This is a genomic window from Candidatus Accumulibacter propinquus, assembly GCF_056856495.1.
In genome coordinates, this window is record NZ_JBSEHC010000003.1 from 495,815 (window position 1) to 510,065 (window position 14,251).

At 63.0% G+C, this 14,251-nt stretch carries 12 protein-coding genes, 1 tRNA gene and 1 pseudogene; 6 read left to right on the top strand and 8 right to left on the bottom strand.

Features of this window, described 5'->3' with window-relative positions:
- Window positions 1-18: 18 nt before the first annotated feature.
- The 5 genes from AC15MQ_RS08405 to AC15MQ_RS08425 all read left to right on the top strand — a co-directional run bounded on the left by AC15MQ_RS08405 (window position 19) and on the right by AC15MQ_RS08425 (window position 3,859).
- On the top strand, window positions 19-834 hold the full coding sequence (locus AC15MQ_RS08405) for a tetratricopeptide repeat protein (RefSeq protein ID WP_483079869.1): 816 nt from the start codon (window positions 19-21) through the stop codon (window positions 832-834).
- A 187-nt stretch (window positions 835-1,021) separates the two neighbouring features.
- Window positions 1,022-2,242: an IS110 family RNA-guided transposase gene (locus AC15MQ_RS08410; protein ID WP_483079533.1), complete on the top strand. Its 1,221-nt coding sequence runs from the start codon at window positions 1,022-1,024 to the stop codon at window positions 2,240-2,242.
- Window positions 2,243-2,337: 95 nt separating this feature from the next.
- Window positions 2,338-2,652, top strand: a complete 315-nt coding sequence (locus AC15MQ_RS08415) for a hypothetical protein (protein ID WP_483079870.1) — start codon at window positions 2,338-2,340, stop codon at window positions 2,650-2,652.
- A complete protein-coding gene (locus AC15MQ_RS08420) occupies window positions 2,649-3,170 on the top strand; it encodes a hypothetical protein (RefSeq protein WP_287667305.1) in 522 nt (173 codons plus the stop codon). Before AC15MQ_RS08415 ends, AC15MQ_RS08420 begins: the two co-directional genes overlap by 4 nt.
- Window positions 3,171-3,517: 347 nt before the next feature.
- Window positions 3,518-3,859 carry a lytic transglycosylase domain-containing protein gene (locus AC15MQ_RS08425; protein WP_483079871.1) on the top strand — a complete coding sequence of 114 codons (342 nt, stop codon included), beginning with the start codon at window positions 3,518-3,520 and terminating at the stop codon, window positions 3,857-3,859.
- A 155-nt stretch (window positions 3,860-4,014) separates the two neighbouring features.
- Here the strand turns inward: AC15MQ_RS08425 and AC15MQ_RS08430 are convergent.
- The 6 genes and pseudogenes from AC15MQ_RS08430 to AC15MQ_RS08455 all read right to left on the bottom strand — a co-directional run bounded on the left by AC15MQ_RS08430 (window position 4,015) and on the right by AC15MQ_RS08455 (window position 9,341).
- A tRNA-Lys gene (locus AC15MQ_RS08430) sits at window positions 4,015-4,090 on the bottom strand.
- 148 nt (window positions 4,091-4,238) lie between these two features.
- Window positions 4,239-5,687 (bottom strand): annotated as a pseudogene (locus AC15MQ_RS08435) (type I restriction-modification enzyme R subunit C-terminal domain-containing protein).
- 126 nt (window positions 5,688-5,813) lie between these two features.
- Window positions 5,814-6,767 carry a GlxA family transcriptional regulator gene (locus tag AC15MQ_RS08440; RefSeq protein ID WP_483079872.1) on the bottom strand — a complete coding sequence of 318 codons (954 nt, stop codon included), beginning with the start codon at window positions 6,765-6,767 and terminating at the stop codon, window positions 5,814-5,816.
- An 81-nt stretch (window positions 6,768-6,848) separates the two neighbouring features.
- Window positions 6,849-7,130 carry a DUF1272 domain-containing protein gene (locus AC15MQ_RS08445; protein ID WP_287653269.1) on the bottom strand — a complete coding sequence of 94 codons (282 nt, stop codon included), beginning with the start codon at window positions 7,128-7,130 and terminating at the stop codon, window positions 6,849-6,851.
- On the bottom strand, window positions 7,123-7,710 hold the full coding sequence (locus AC15MQ_RS08450) for a cysteine hydrolase family protein (RefSeq protein ID WP_483079873.1): 588 nt from the start codon (window positions 7,708-7,710) through the stop codon (window positions 7,123-7,125). The genes AC15MQ_RS08445 and AC15MQ_RS08450 overlap by 8 nt, the downstream gene beginning before the upstream one ends.
- A 107-nt stretch (window positions 7,711-7,817) precedes the next feature.
- Window positions 7,818-9,341, bottom strand: a complete 1,524-nt coding sequence (locus tag AC15MQ_RS08455) for a helicase HerA-like domain-containing protein (protein WP_287653271.1) — start codon at window positions 9,339-9,341, stop codon at window positions 7,818-7,820.
- Window positions 9,342-9,482: 141 nt separating this feature from the next.
- On the opposite strand from AC15MQ_RS08455, the gene AC15MQ_RS08460 reads away from it, so the two are divergent.
- Window positions 9,483-10,208, top strand: coding sequence for a YebC/PmpR family DNA-binding transcriptional regulator (locus AC15MQ_RS08460; protein WP_483079874.1), 726 nt, complete (start codon window positions 9,483-9,485; stop codon window positions 10,206-10,208).
- A 46-nt stretch (window positions 10,209-10,254) separates the two neighbouring features.
- Here AC15MQ_RS08460 and AC15MQ_RS08465 read toward each other — a convergent pair whose 3' ends face one another.
- Complete coding sequence (locus AC15MQ_RS08465) at window positions 10,255-10,776, bottom strand: WbuC family cupin fold metalloprotein (RefSeq protein WP_287654886.1); 522 nt, start codon at window positions 10,774-10,776, stop codon at window positions 10,255-10,257.
- Window positions 10,769-14,239 carry a DNA polymerase III subunit alpha gene (gene dnaE / locus AC15MQ_RS08470; RefSeq protein ID WP_483079875.1) on the bottom strand — a complete coding sequence of 1,157 codons (3,471 nt, stop codon included), beginning with the start codon at window positions 14,237-14,239 and terminating at the stop codon, window positions 10,769-10,771. The genes AC15MQ_RS08465 and dnaE overlap by 8 nt, the downstream gene beginning before the upstream one ends.
- Window positions 14,240-14,251 lie beyond the last annotated feature (12 nt).

A 14,251-nucleotide genomic window follows, 5' to 3' on the forward strand; every position in this document is an offset into this window, starting at 1 on the left:
TTTTTGGGTATGAGCCCCATGTCCACCGGCCGTCAAGCTCCCGAAATCTACGCCAAGCCGTTGTCCGAGTTCTCCGGCCCGGGGTACCCACCAGTGGGTACCCCTGAGCACGAACAGACAGTCGTCACCACGATCAGCCTTGGCTACGCGGCGATGGGCTGGAATGCGGCCATAGTTGCAAACGCAGGGGTTGTCAGGGTCGTGGCGGTACCTCATTCCGGAATTCAGCCCCTCGCGTACCTTGAAGGTTTGTGTGCTCATGGCTTCATCGAAGATGCTCTGCCAGGCCTGGAAGCCCTGGACGGCATGGTGGATGATCCGGATGTGGCCTACACCTATGGGCTGGCGCTATCGGAACTGGGGCGAACCGGTGAGTGCCTCATCCCGCTCAACAAATGCCTGCGGCTCGACCCTGGTTACGACAACGCAGCTATCGCCATCGGTGTGGCCCTGTCCAAGCTGCGTCGATTTGAAGAGGCGGAAGTCATTCTTCGGTCGGCAGTCAAAATAGCTCCGAATAACCCTCTGGTCGTGCAAAACCTGGCGGCTACCCTTGCCAGAGCCGGGAAATTCGCTGATGCCTTGGTTTTCTTCAGAGAGGCTGTTCGACTCTCGCCCAAGAACCCCGCGCCGCTCATGGGCCTTGCCCAATGCCTTGACTCGTTGGGGGATAGTCTTGAACACCGGAAAGAGGCGCTAAAGGTCTACAAGGACGTCGTCAAGAAATTCCCAGATACCGATTACGCTGAAGCCGCCAAGCGCATGCTAACGGTCATTGCAGTTGCCGCCGCCCCGGATGATGAAAGAAGATGCGGGTTGGGAAGCGGCGGGTAGAGGTCGCGCAACATTTTGGCGGCTCGACCCCGCAAGCTAACGTGACCCGCTGAACCGACTCGTACCCCGGATTGCTGCCATCGAGCGCACACATTAAAAGGGCCGTTGGCGACCTGTCGCCTTCAGGCAATTTCGGTTCTGGCACCCACCGCCTCCCGCGTTCAAGTTTATGGCGAAAGGAGACGGTATGGAACTGGTTCCGATCCACAAGCGGGTCATTGGGCTGGATATTCATCAGGCCCAGGTCACGGCGTGCGCGATCATCGAGGAATCGGGCGGCGAGACACGACTCGAGCAGCGGCAATTTGGCGCGTTCAAACGGGACCGGCGGGAGCTGGCGGTCTGGGCGGCGGCGCTTGATCCGGACGAAGTCGTCATGGAAAGCACGGGCATCTACTGGAAGAGTCCGTATGCGGCGCTGGAGGCGGTCGGTATCCGGGCGACGGTGGTCAATGCCCGTCACGTCAAGCAGGTGCCGGGACGCAAGACGGATGTCGGAGATGCCCAGTGGCTGGCCACCCTGGCGCGAGCCGGTCTGCTCCGAGGGTCTTTCGTGCCGCCGGCCCGACTGCGCGAACTGCGTCTGATCGCCCGGCAACGGCAGAAGCTCGTCGGGCTGCTCTCGTCCGAGAAGAACCGCATGCACAAAGTGCTGACCGATGCCGGCATCCGTCTGGGCGTGGTGGTCAGCGATATCCATGGTCAGTCGGCACGCGCGATGATCAAGGGGATTCTCCGGGGGCAGGCTCCGCATGAGGTTCTTCAACTCGCCAGTCGACGTCTCAAAGCCAGCCGCGAGGAATTGCACGATGCCCTGCAGGGCGAATTGACCGCGAGTCACGTGTTCGTTCTTGACGAACTATTGCGGCATATCGAGGAACTCGAAGCGCGCATCGCCCGTTTCGACGCCCGCCTGCTCGCCGAATTGGCGAGCGAGCACAATGCACTCGCCCTGCTGCAAACCTTACCTGGCGTCGATCTCATCGGCGCTGCCATGCTGCTCGTCGAGATCGGCAGCGACATGAGCGTCTTCGGCACCTCGGACCGCCTAGCCTCCTGGGTTGGCCTCTGTCCGGGCAACAACGAGTCGGCCGGGAAGCGCCAGTCGGGACGCGTCCGCAAGGGCAATCCCTACGTCCGCCGACTCCTCTGTGAGTTCGCTCACGCCGCCAGCCGCACAAAATCGGCGTTCCAGGCCAAGTTCCAGTCGTTGATCGTTCGTCGTGGTCACAAACGCGCCATCGTCGCTTTGGCTCACAAGATGTTGCGCACCATTTTTTTCATGCTCAAGCGTGGCGAACATTACCGGGATTCCGCCACCAACTATGAGCAGCTCTCCGTGCAGCGCAACGCCTCTCGCTGGATCAAGGCGCTAACTCGCTTCGGCTTCATCCCCGCAGCCGCTTGATTCACGACAACCGATCTCCATGACCGCTCGCGGTCAGGTACTCGCGCGCTTGGAGACTGGGTTCTTTCACATTAAACAAGCAGGGGCAAGACGATTTGCGCAAGGCCGTGGACGGGGGCTACCGCCTCGACGCAGTGGAATACATGCTCTCCGCGTTTCGCCTGTTCGACATGCTACCCCGCGAAAAAGTGGGAAATGCTGTGCTCGAGATCGCCAGGCTCGGAGAACAGGGTCTGGCCATCAATGACCCTTTACGCCGGTATAGGCTGGAAAACCTGGAAGGCGATTTCTCCGGCCTCCAGCTCCTTTGCTACATGCATGTGGGAATCAAGTACTTCGACCCGACGGCGGCGACGGGGTCCGGCCTGGACAAAGAATACGGCGTCGCCAGGGAGATGGCCGGGAAATGATCCTTCCGCAACAATATCTGGATGCCGTCAGTCCGTTTTTCCGGACAGCGCTTGACACCCTCAAGAAGGGTGAGCGCCTGCACCCTGCCGCATTTCTCGGCTCGTTTTCGACTGGGCAGACGATTCCCATTGTTTTCAGTGGCAACTCGGACGACGAGAAAGATGGCTGGGCTTACCACATCAAGCAGCTTGCCGCCATTTACGCAGCCGACTACATCTGCGTACTCATGGAATCCTGGAGCTTGCCGCAGAAGCATGCCCACCTCTACAAGGACATTCTCCACAAGTACGGCTCGGTCGGTGCCAGTCCTTATGCGCAAGATGTTATTTCCATCAGCATCGAAACGCCCACGTCGATCTGGATGAGCCAGCGCCCCATCCGCCTGCTTCCCCCTTCCAAAAAGCGGCGTGCCTTCGACTTGCCTGCAGCGGGTGACTTCCAGCGCTACACGGAAGCGGCCGGTCGCTTCTCCGGATTGCTGCCAAATTCCCAGTTGATTGATCCAACGTCAGGTTGAGGAGGCCTTTGCAAGTTCTCCACTTATGGGCGTGAGGTGGTCAAAGTGTCCTTGTTGTGACGGGTCGATGCCGAACCAACCGCCGCGTCGGAAACACTTCCTTTTGGTGCGCGTTTCCCCGTCGATATCGGATGCTGAATTTGTAGCATCTCGGGGATGTTCAGGTCATGGCCCATTCTCCCGTTTCTCCTGATCCCCCGATAACCAGCAACGCCACCTGTTCGAGGAGGCTGCGGCGCGCTACCGGGTTCCCTCTTCGCTTCTCCAGGCGATTTCCAGGGTGGAGTCTTCCGGCAATCCAGGTCCGATCCACCGGAACGCTGACGGTAGCCATGACATCAGGCAACATGCAGATCAACAGCCGCTGGCCACCGGTGCTCCAGCAGCACGGCATCAGCGAACAAACGCTGCTCGACCCGTGCACCAATACCTATGTTGGCGCCTGGATTCTGGCGCGGAACATCGATCTTCTGAGCTATGGCTGGCTGGCTGCGGGCGCCTACAACGCCGGCAGCCAGCCAAGCGCATGGCCCACGCCAGAAAAATTGCAGCGCTTCTCAAACGGGAGTCCGGCACGTGATGCGCCTGGCCATGATGGCAGTGGCCGGTGCTGCCTGCCTGACGGTGGGCTGCGCCACCACGCCGACGGAGGCTCGTCTTGTAACGCCCCGCGCCCTGGTGTGGGATAAGTAGGGCAAAAATGGCGCGTATGCGGGGAGGGCGCCTGTCCAGGTGCCACGCCGAAGACCTCGGTCATTTCGACAGCCGTGCCGGTGCCGGAAAACAGACCCGCGCCGAAAGCAAAAATGCCACCTTTGAAGGTGGCCTGGGTGCTTGTTTTGCTTGGTGGGTCGGGAGGGATTCGAACCCTCGACCAATGGATTAAAAGTCCACTGCTCTACCGACTGAGCTACCAACCCGGGAAGCCCGGGGATTATAGGCAAGGGCACAAGGGCTGTCAACGCGCGCCATCACTGTACCTTACCTCCCGGCATGAACACACCAGCATTTGCGCATGATGTCCTGGATGGACTTGATAGTGGTGCTGTTCGACATGGAGTGAAGGGCTCAGGCGTAGAGTTGTTGCTTGAGGTCGTGGACGGCCTTGAGGTAAGCGGGCTTTTCGCCAAAGGCGCGGACCAGCTCATGCGGAGTGCCGAGCCGGTTGAAGGGGTCGAGGGTGAGGATACAGATGTTTTCGAGGTCCTGAATCCCGGCGTAGGCATACTCGTCGAGCAGACCGGCCAGGACCCGTTGGGCCTGCTCGCCGTATCGGCTGAAGATGTCCCGCGTTCTGATCTGCTCGATGCGCTCCCGGCGGGAGAGTGGCGGACGGTCAAAGGCGACGTGGCAGATCAGGTCGAACGGATCGAAGGACTTCCCGAGTGTCTTGCCCACTTCATCAGCCAGCGCTTCGAGGAGCACGCCCTGGGCTTTGAGTCCTTCGACGACGGCCTGCTTCCTGCGCTGCTCCAGCGGTGCAGGAAGTCATCGAGTGAAGCGAATTCCCTGTGCACCTCGGGTCGGGTGTAGTTCCTGAGCGAATCGGTGATCAGCCGGCCATCGGGGCCGTAGTACTGCACGCGCTTGGCGACGACGTAGACCACGATTTCGCCGCCGATGACGTACCTGACGCGCCCTTCGCCCGGCGGTTCGGGCGACAGTGGCGATTCGGGCGGCGGCGCTGCGTCATCTCCGGGCAAGCCAGGATCATCGGGAGGCACGGGAGATCTATCGCCTTGCGGCTCGAAGTTCTGCACCGGATCGCCATCGAAGGCCGGGTCGGCGAAAAGCTCGGTCGCCTTCTTCAAATCCATGATGATGAACCAGTACTTGTCGAAATCCTCGTTGATGCGCGTGCCGCATCCGACGAACTGCTTGAACTCGGTCATCGACAGGATGCGCTGGTCGAGGGCGACGAGTTTGCAGTTCTGCGCATTGACGCCGTTGGTCAGCAGCTTGCTGGAGGTGACGATGACAGGGGAACGGCTTTCCGGGTTGAAGAAATTCTCGAGTTCGGCCTTGGCTTCCTGTTCATCGCCGGGCCGACGGGTTTGAAATCGTTCGTCCGGGTCAGATCGACGAAGATGTTGCGGTCCGCCAGGAAGTGGATTCGTTTCCTGGCTTTTGACTTCCACAGCCGCCAGATGATCTGGAAGGCGGTATAGGTCTTGCCGGTGCCGGTCGCCATGACCAGCAGGAGGCGCCTTTGCCCCTGGCGATGGCTTCGATGGTGCGGTTGATGGCAATCACCTGGTAGTGGCGTGGAGCCTAGCCACTGCCGTCTCCAAGCGTGTGCCTGTTGTCCTTGGGCTCGACCACGGCGATCGGCAGGTTGGGCGCGTAATAGAGGACATGGTCGGCATGTTTCTGCTTGCCGCGCACGATGATGCGACCTTTGGTGAAGCTGACCTCTTCACGCACCTGGCTGGCGAGGTCCCGCCCCGAACACTGCAGGGCCGGGTTGATGTACTGGGTGCAGATGTCTCGCTCGGAGAACTTCCTCTTGTCGGACAACTCGGGATGCTCCGCAGGGCCATGGGCGTACTATTTGGCATATTACGTCGGCTTGCCGCATCAACGGCTGGTTTTGCCGGAAATGGCGGCATGGGGCAAACGGTGATCGGCCTCGACGGTGGCGCTTCAGCCATCGGCAGCCCGCAATGCGCTTGGCGTGCGGGCTTCGTAACGTCGCCAGACGCGCCGGAAATCGCGCGCCGAGGCAAAACCGGCCAGCTCGGCGACGCGCTCGACCGACAGTTGCCGGTCGGCAAGCAGTTCGCGCGCGCGGGCGATACGCAGCCCTTGCTGGTAGCCGACGACGCTGATCCCTGCGTGCTCGGCAAACAACCGTGTCAGGTGCCGGGCGCTGACATGCGCCTGTCCGGCCAGTTCTTCGAGCGACCAGGAGCGGGCAGGATCCTGCGCGATGGCGTCCTGCGCGCGGTGCACAGCCGGGTGCAGGTGGTTGCGATGGTCCAGCCACGCGGAAAGCTGCGGGTCATTGCCGCTGCGGCGCTGATATACGACCAGCCGACGTGCGACGCGAGCGGCCAGTTCAGTGCCGGCGTGTCGTTCGATCAGGTACAGGGCCAGGTCGATACCCGTGGTAATGCCGGCGCTGGTGAGGACCGGCCCGTCTTCGACGAAGACGCGGTTCTCCTCGACCTTCGCCGTCGGTGCCGCTGCGCGCAACTCCTCGATCAGGCTGTGGTGCGTGGTGCAATGGCGGCCATCGAGCAGACCGGCCGCGGCCAGCAGCAGCGCACCAGAGCAGATGCTGGCAACGCGGGTATCGGGCTGCGGCGCACGGCGCAGCCAGGAGACCACTGCGTGCGCCTCGGGACGCGCGTAGTCATCGGCTTCATGGCTGTTGCCGGCAACGATCACCAGGCTGTGCGGCGGCAGATGCGCCGGCAAGGCCGCGAGTCCGGACAGTTCGACACCGAGCGAAGTACGCAGCCGGGGTACCGGCGCACAGGTATGGACGACCAGTTGGCCGCCTATCTCGACAGCCATGCGCAGCGTCTCGGCCGGGCCGGCATAGTCGAGCATCAGGACGTTGGGCGTCAGCACAAACCACACCGCGAGGGTCATGCGCGGTTCCTGAGCCAGGCCAGCAGGCGGGTGGCGAAGAGGTTGACCACCAGCAGCACCAGATCCAGCGGTCGCATCGATTCAGCGCGCCGCCGTTTCGGCGACGCCGGCCGTCGCGACGCTCGGCGTGCCGGCGAGCGGCCTGAAGACGCGCCGCGTCGACGCCGGATGGCGCGCCAGTCTGTCTGCGGGGCGAATCGGCCGGCGCTGCAACTCGCCACCGCAGTTCGGGCAGCGGCCGGCCAGGCGTGTGCGCACGCAATCGGCACAGAACGTACACTCGAAGGAGCAGATCATCGCCTCCGGCGAATCGGGCGGCAAGTCGCGATTGCAGGCCTCGCAGTTGGGGCGCAGTTCAAGCACGTCCGTCTCCCAGGCCAGCCAGGCAGTCTTCGACGTTCACGATGCGCGCAAAGCGTCCGGCCAGCACGAGTTCGGCATGTTCCTTGATTTCCGCAGGCGTATAGGTCCGGCCGCTGAACGCGTGCGTCATCGGGAAGGTCAGCGTCGCTTCCGTCACGAAATCGACCAGGTAACCGATGTCCGACGCGACCCGCGTCGTCGTCTCGCAGCATTGCTCGGTGCGGATGCCGGCAATGATCAGCCGCTCGATGCCGCGGCGGCGCAACCACAAATCAAGCCCGGTATCCGAAAAGGCGTTGTGGGTGTGCTTGTCGAAGCTCACCGCAGGCGAACCCGGCAACCAGTCGAGCGCGCGTACGTAGCCGGAGTCCTCGGTGAATGGCCCCGACTGACCGACGTGAAAAATGTGTATCACCGGCACGTGCTGTGCGCGACAGCCGGCGTCGAGCCGCAGCAAGGCATCCTTGAAGGCCGGTACGTCGGCCTCGGACCAGAACGGCATCCGGCGGAACGACTCCTGCACGTCGATCACCAGCAGCGCGCAACGGCGCCTCCCCACGACATGATCATCAGCGGACATTTCAGGACCTCCTCTTGTTGGGTGTGAGGCGATCTTAAACGGCAATGACTGGCCTGACGATACCGCAACCGGACCACAAGAGGACGAAATCCGCCAACGGCGACCGGTCAGCGGCGGCGCGAACCGCCGCTACCACCACCGAGAATCGAACCCAGCACACCCCGGATGATCTCGCGGCCCACCTGCGATCCGATGGCTCGCGCGGCGCTCTTGGCCGCGGTCTCGATCACCGAGTCGCCGGCGCGTGCCCGACCGCCGCCGGAACCACCGAACAGATCGCTCAGGCCGCCGAGCCAGCCACCACCGCCTGGCTGCGCGCCGACCGGCGCCGGGGCATCAGCGTTCTGCGGCGTCGCGGCGGCTGGGCCCTTGAGCTTCTCGTAGGCCGATTCGCGATCGATCACGTTCTCGTAATGGCCATAGATCGCCGAAGTAGTGATCGTCGCCTGCCGTTCTGCGGCGGTCTGCGGACCGATGCGCGACGCCGGCGGCAGAATGGAGGCCCGCTCGACGACACCCGGCCTACCCTTGTCGTCGAGGAAGGAAACCAGCGCCTCGCCGACACCGAGTTCGGTAATCGCCGTCTCGGCATCGAATTTCGGGTTCGCCCGCAAGGTCTGGGCAGCGGCCTTCACCGCCTTCTGGTCGCGCGGCGTGAAGGCCCGCAGGGCATGCTGCACGCGGTTGCCGAGTTGCCCGAGGACGGTGTCGGGAATGTCCAGCGGATTCTGCGTGACGAAATAGATGCCCACCCCTTTCGAGCGGATCAGCCGCACCACCTGCTCGATTTTTTCCAGCAGGGCCGCAGGCGCCTCGTTGAACAGCAGGTGCGCCTCGTCGAAGAAGAAGACCAGCTTCGGCTTGTCGAGGTCGCCGACTTCGGGCAGTTGCTCGAACAACTCGGAAAGCAGCCACAGCAGGAACGTCGAGTAGAGACGCGGCGACCCCATCAGCTTGTCGCCGGCAAGGATGTTGACCACTCCCCGGCCGTCGTCGGTCTGCATCAGGTCGGCGATGTCCAGCATCGGTTCGCCGAAGAATACCTCGGCACCCTGCTCGCCGAGAGTCAGCAGGCCGCGCTGGATGGCGCCAATGGAAGCCGCCGAGACATTGCCGTATTCGGTGGTAAAACTCTTGGCGTTCTCCCCGACATACTGGATCATCGCCCGCAGGTCCTTCAGATCGAGCAGCAACAGGCCATTGTCATCGGCAATGCGGAACACCAGTTGCAGCACGCCGGCCTGCGTGTCGTTCAGATTCAGCAGACGCGCGAGCAGGACCGGCCCCATGTCGGAAATGGTCGCCCGCACCGGGTGTCCCTGCACGCCGAACACATCCCAGTGGGTGACCGGACATTTCGCCGGCGCGTAGTCCTCGACGCCGAGCGCCTGCAGGCGCTCCTGCAGCCTGGGCGTCACGCTGCCAGGCGCCGCCAGGCCCGACAGATCGCCCTTCACGTCGGCCATGAACACCGGCACACCGATCGCTGAAAAGCGTTCGGCCAGAAGCTGCAGCGTAATCGTCTTGCCGGTACCGGTGGCCCCGGTAATCAGGCCGTGCCGGTTGGCCAGCGCCGGCAGCAGCGCCAGTTCAATGTCTTCGTGTTTGGCGATGAGAAGAGGTTTGACCATGATGAGCTCCGGGAAATGGTGACAGAGAGGGCGGACAATACCGGAAGTGCTAGAATGCGGGGCTTGATTATCAACCATTTGCGGTCAGCTTTGTTGCTCCGGGCAACACCCGCACCAAACCAGCAAACATCAGAGGTCAGCATGGCAGGACACTCCAAGTGGGCCAACATCCAGCACCGCAAGGGCCGCCAGGATGAAAAGCGCAGCGCATCCTTTTCCAAGATCGCCAAGGAAATCACCGTAGCCGCCAAGATGGGCGGCGGCGACCCGTCGTTCAACCCGCGCCTGCGGCTGGCGATCGACAAGGGCAAGGGCGTCAACATGCCCAAGGACAAGATCGACAACGCGATCAAGAAGGGAACCGGCGAGCTCGAAGGCGTCGAATACGTGGAAATTCGTTACGAAGGCTACGGTATCGGCGGTGCGGCGGTGATCGTCGATTGCCTGACCGACAACAAGACCCGCACCGTCGCCGACGTCCGGCATGCCTTCAACAAGCATGGCGGCAACCTCGGCACCGATGGTTGCGTCGCTTTCCAGTTCAGGCACTGCGGCCAGATGCTGTTTGCCCCGGGCACCGACGAGGCGGCACTGATGGACGCCGCGATCGAAGCCGGGGCGGACGACGTGTTGACCAACGACGATGGCTCGGTGGAAGTGATCACCGCCGCCAGCGACTACATGACGGTCAGGGACGCGCTCGCCGCCGCCGGCTTCAAGGCCGAGTTCGGCGACGTCACGATGAAGGCCGAGAACGAAACACAACTCACCGGTGACGAAGCGCTGCGCATGCAGAAGCTGATCGACGTACTCGACAGCCTCGATGACGTGCAGGAGGTGTACACCAGCGTCGTACTCGACGATTGACCGCGGGTGGCCGTGCCGACGACACGGCTCTGGTCAAGGAAGGTGGTCAGGCTTCGGCAAAGCGCTCGCGCAGCGACTGCGCATAGGCCGCGGCTGCCGGCTCACCTTCGCCGGGCGCCCATGTGGCACGTTCGTTTTCAAGCAGCGGCAGATAGGGGCCCGCCTTGGCTTCGAGCATCACCGTGCCGGGGTCGAGGGCCAGCACGGTGTGGTAGAGACCATACGGAATGTTGACGCCGCATACCGTTCCCGCCGCGGCCAGGACCGCCGTCTGCCATACCTGCCCCTGATCGTCAAAAAAGACGACACCGAGTCGGCCACGCACGACGACCATCGTTTCGTCCTTGTTCGGGTCGAGGTGACGATGTGGAGGCAGGTACGAGCCCGGCTCGATGGCGTTGAGCAGACGATGCGCGGGTGCCGCGTCGCCAGCGTGGAAGTTGCAGTTCCGACGTCGTCGCGGACTGGCGCTGGCTGCCAGGCTGACGGCGTCGAGCAGCGCCTGGTCGATCAGCAGCGGGATTTTCGGTAGCGCACTCACTTGCGGTTCCGGGATCAACTCAGGCATAGTCTATGCAGACATTGTCGCTGCTCAGCCACTCGCGCAGCGCTGCCAGCAGATCGTCTTCGAGGCGAACCCGGTTGGCGTCGCCGAAAGCCAGTTCGCAGGCCGCGTCAGCGTTGCGGTAGGACAGGCGTACCGGGCAATCACCGGGGGTGTATGGGGCGAGCAGGCTGCGCAGGCGCTGCGCGGCGCTGCGCGCATTGCTGCCGCTGGCCTGGCCATTGAGCGACAGGCGCAGGTGACGGGCAAAGCGGCTGCGCGCTTCGGCGAGCGTCAGCAGGCGATCGGCGACGATCTTCACCCGGCCCTCGCCGGCGAAATCGTCGCGCTGGACACGGCCTTCGATGATCAGCACCTCGTCTTCCCTGATCTTGGCGCGCTCGGCTTCCAGCAATTCGTTGAACACCGAGACTTCAAGCGCCGTGGTACCGTCGTCGATCTGGATGAAGGCCATCTTGCCGCGCGCCGTGAATTTGCTGCGCACGCCGACTACCAGGCCGGCAAGCAACTGCGTCTCCTTCCTGGCTTCGAGTGCGGCCAGCGGCCGGCCTACGAAGCGCGACACTTCGGCCTGGACACCATGGAAGGGGTGACCCGAAAAGTAGAAGCCCAATGCCAGTTTCTCCTCGTTGAGCTTCTGCCTTTCGCTCCACGGCGGCACGTCGACGTACCTCGGTCCCTGTTCGCCGCCGCAGTCGGCGGCGTCGAAGATGTCGAACAGGCTGACCTGCATGGCGTTGCGTTCGGCCTGCTCGGCGGCTTCCATGGCGATGCCGACCGAAGCCAGCAGGCGCGCTCGATGTTTGTCCAGCGAATCGAATGCGCCGGCGCGGATCAAGGCTTCGATGGTGCGCCGGTTGACCAGCCGCTTGTCGGCGCGCCGGCAGAAATCGAAGAGGTCCTTGAATGCGCCGCCGGCTTCGCGCACCTTGAGAATCGCGTTCACCGCCTGTTCCCCGGTTCCCTTGACCGCCCCGAGGCCATAGCGAATCGTGCTCCGGTCGACTGGCGTGAACCGGTATTCGGAGGCATTCACGTCGGGGCCCAGGATGCGCAGACCGTTGGCGACGGCGTCGTCGTGAAAGATCTTCACCGAGTCGGTAACGTCCATGTCCGACGACAGCGTTGCCGCCATGAAGGCGGCGCAATGGTGCGCCTTCAGCCAGGCCGTGTGGTAGGTGACGACGGCGTAGGCCGCGGTATGGGACTTGTTGAAGCCGTACTCGGCGAACTTCTCCATGAGGTCGAAAAGCTGCATCGCCAGCTTTTCGTCGTAGCCCTTCCTCTTCGCCCCGTCGCGCATCAGGTCGCGATGCAGGGCCATCTCTTCGGCCTTCTTCTTGCCCATTGCCCGCCGCAACAGGTCGGCCGCACCCAGCGTATAGCCGCCGATGATCTGGGCGATCTGCATCACCTGTTCCTGGTACACGATGACCCCGTAGGTCGGTTCGAGGCAGACCTTCAGATCGTCGATGTAGTAGTCGATCTTCTGCTGGCCCTTCTTGCGCAGGATGAAGTCGTCGACCATCCCCGAACCGAGCGGACCCGGCCGGTAGAGGGCAAGCACGGCGATGATGTCCTCGAAACGGTCGGGCGCGAGCTTCCTGACCAGCTTCTTCATGCCCTCCGATTCGACCTGGAAAATCGCCGTCGTGTTGCCGTCCTTGAGGATCTGGTAGGCCCGCGGATCGTCGAAGGCCAGCGCCGCCAGATCGGGGCGCTGGCCACTCAGTTTTTCGACGTAGTCGACTGCCAGCTTGATGATCGTCAGATTGCGCAGGCCGAGGAAGTCGAACTTCACCAGGCCGACTTTTTCCACGTCGTCCTTGTCGTACTGGGAAACCACCGAGCCGCCGCCATCGGCAGAATAGACCGGGCAGAAATCGGTGAGTTTGCCGGGGGCGATCAATACTCCACCGGCATGCATGCCGACATTGCGCGTCAGATCTTCGAGACGCGCCGCCAGGTCGAACAGATCCCGGACTTCTTCCTCGCTTTCGATGCGCGTTTTCAGTTGCGGCTCGGCGGCAATCGCCTTGGCCAGCGACAGCGGCTTGTTGGTCTCGACCGGAATCAGCTTGGACAACTGGTCGCAAAAGCTGTACGGCAGGTCGAGCACGCGCCCGACGTCGCGAATGACCGCCTTCGAAGACATGGTGCCGAAGGTGACGATCTGCGACACGGCCGCCGCCCCGTACTTCCGGCGCACGTACTCGATCACCCGCCAGCGATTGTCCTGGCAGAAGTCGATGTCGAAGTCGGGCATCGAAACCCGCTCGGGATTCAGGAAGCGCTCGAAGAGCAGGGCGTAGCGCAGCGGGTCGAGGTCGGTAATGCCCAGAGCATAAGCGACGACGGAACCGGCGCCCGAGCCGCGTCCGGGACCGACCGGACAGCCATTGTGCTTGGCCCAGTTGATGAAGTCGGCAACGATCAGGAAGTAGCCCGGAAACCCCATCTGCACGACGGTATCGGTTTCCAGCTGCAGGCGCGCATCGTAGGCAGGACGCTGCGCCGCCCGCTCGGCAGGATCAGGGAAGAGCTGCTGCAGGCGCACCTCAAGGCCGGTTACCGCCTCGCGGCGGAGGAAATCGTCGAGCGTCACCCCCGGTGGCGTCGGGAAATCCGGCAGGTAGCTCTTGCCGAGCGTGATCTGCAGATTGCAGCGCTTGGCGATTTCCACCGCGTTCGCCAGCGCATCGGGAAGGTCGGCAAACAACTCGACCATTTCAGCGGCCGACTTGAAGTACTGTTCCTCGGTGTACAGGCGCGGACGGCGGGCATCCCCGAGCATGTAGCCCTCGGCAATGCACACCCGCGCTTCGTGCGCCTTGAAATCGTCGCGTTCGAGAAACTGGATCGGATGCGTGGCCACCAGCGGCAACTCGAGTTCCGCCGCCAGATCGGCGGTGGCAGCGACCAGCACATCCTGTTGCGCCTGCCCATAACGTTGCACTTCGAGGTAGAAGGCACCGCGAAACAGTTCCTCCCAACGCCGTGCGCGACTTGCCGCCTGTTCGCGGTTGCCCTGCAGCAGGGCCTCGCCGACGTCGCCGGCAGCGGCGCCCGACAACGCGATCAGGCCATCGACGCCGACCTCCTGCAGCATCCGGCGCGTGATTTCGGCCCGCCCGCGCACGCGCGGTGCGAGGTAGGCACGCGACAGCAACTCGCAGAGCTGCAGGTAACCTTGCCGGGAGCGGCAGAGCAGCAACAGGCGACTGGGACGATCGGGATCGGTTTCGTTGGCGATGCAGACGTCGCTGCCGAGCAGCGGCTTGATTCCCTTGCTGCGTGCCGTGTAATAGAACTTGACCAGGCCGAAGAGATTGCTGAGATCGGTCAGCGCCAGCGCCGGCATGCCGTAGCTGGCAGCGCGTGCGACCGCGTCGTTCAGGCGAACGATGCCATCGGTGATCGAGTATTCGCTGTGCAGGCGAAGGTGGATGAACGGGATTTCAGGCATCCCGCCATTTTA